At 63.6% G+C, this 1622-nt stretch carries 1 protein-coding gene; it reads right to left on the bottom strand.

Going from position 1 to position 1622, the window contains the following annotated elements; all coding sequences use genetic code 11:
• Positions 1-178: 178 nt before the first annotated feature.
• A partial coding sequence (locus tag BGE01nite_RS28715) for an IS1182 family transposase (protein WP_146856386.1) occupies positions 179-1622 on the bottom strand: 1444 nt, incomplete at its 5' end.

Genomic DNA, 1622 nt, shown 5'->3' with positions numbered 1-1622 from the left:
GAGGCTGTGTGAAAACTGTCTCGATGAGCGCGATATGGCGGAAGATGAGGATAGGGCTGGCATCGGTGCTGTCATCGCTGGGCTGGCTGCGCATCCTGGACGTCATGCAGGCAGGCTTCACGTCCATCATGGCACTGATGGATCCTATCGCAGGTTTTTAGACGCTTTTAAGCCTTTCTCAGGCCAGTGCGTCCATCATGAGCCTCACGCCTTTCACATTCAGGGCACGCCGCAGGTTGTAAGCCAGCGCGCTGAGGCTGAACTCCGCGCGCACCTTCTCCAGCCCTCTCATCAGGAAGGCTCCATGTCCCCACTCCTTGAGCGTGCCAAACACATGCTCCACGCTCTGCCTTCTTAACACTGCCATGTCTTTGCGCTGCGCCAGCCGCTGCGCCGCTCGCTCCACCACCGCTTCGTTGGGCAGTCGTCTAATCGAGCGATGCTTGCCGCTGGTGCAGGCCTCTTTAAGCGCGCATTGAGCGCACGCGACCGCGTTGGCGTAGTGCAACACTTCCTTGCCACGGCATGTGCCCTTCGCGCGGTATTTGAGCCGCTCGCCCGCCGGGCAGTGATACACGTTGGTCTCGGCGACATAGCGGAAGAGTTCTTTGCCAAATACTGCGCGTCCGTCCTTGCTGCTGCGCCCGCTGGTGCTGCGCTGCGCGGGCACATAAGCCTCGATGCCGGCCTGCTCGCAGGCCTCCAGCTGCATGGCTTCGTGATAGCCCTTGTCGGCCACCACGGCCAGGGAGCTGACCTGCAGCTCCTCCTTCGCGGCGACGGCCATGGCGGCGAGCTCGCCTCGGTCGTTGGCGTTTTGCACTACGTCCTGCACGATGATGAGATCGTGCCGCGTGTCCACGGCCGCCTGCACGTTGTAGCCGGGCATGTAACCGCCGCGCTGCTTGTCGTGCATCATGCGCGCGTCGGCATCATTGAGCGAGACCTCACTGCGGCCGCTTTGCTCCAGTTCCTCCAGCAGCGTGACGTGCCCGGCACGGCTCTGGCGCAGGCGTTGGATCTTCTTCTGCAGGCCCGCGCCGCCATCACCGTCACCACCACCACTGGAGGATGAGGAGGCTGCCTCGTTGTCCTGCGTGTCGAGATCACGCAGGTAAGCTTCGATGCGTTCGTCGATACGCTGGAGGATCTCGCGCAGCTGCGCGGCGTTCACCTGGCGCTGCGGGCTGCTCAACGCCTTGAACTTGCTGCCGTCGATGGCCACAAGCTCCGCGCCGAAGAGCTCGAGCTTGCGGCAAAGCAGGTTGAACTCGCGGAACACGCCCTTGAAGGCGGCGCGGTTGTCCTTGCGGAAGTCGGCGATGGTCTTGAAGTCGGGACGCAAGGACCGGAGCAGCCAGATGAGCTCCAGGTTGCGCGTCGCCTCGGCCTCCAGACGGCGGCTGGAGCGGAGGCGGTTGAGATAGCCGTAGAGGTAGAGCTTGAGCAGGTCGCCGGGATGGTAGGCGGGGCGTCCGGTGGCCTTGGGCAGGCTGCGTGCGAAGCCCAGCTTGGTGAGATCCAGCCCGTCGACGTAAGCGTCAATGAAGCGCACGGGTGCCTCGGCGTGCACGTAGTCCTCGACACACGGCGGCAGCATCTGGATCTGGTCGCGGTCAAGG

Origin of the sequence: Prosthecobacter gellanilyticus, from assembly GCF_007992435.1 — a bacterium.
Lineage (GTDB): Bacteria > Verrucomicrobiota > Verrucomicrobiia > Verrucomicrobiales > Verrucomicrobiaceae > Prosthecobacter > Prosthecobacter gellanilyticus.
Note: the sequence above shows the minus strand (reverse complement) of the source record. Positions and strands in the feature narration are given on the sequence as shown.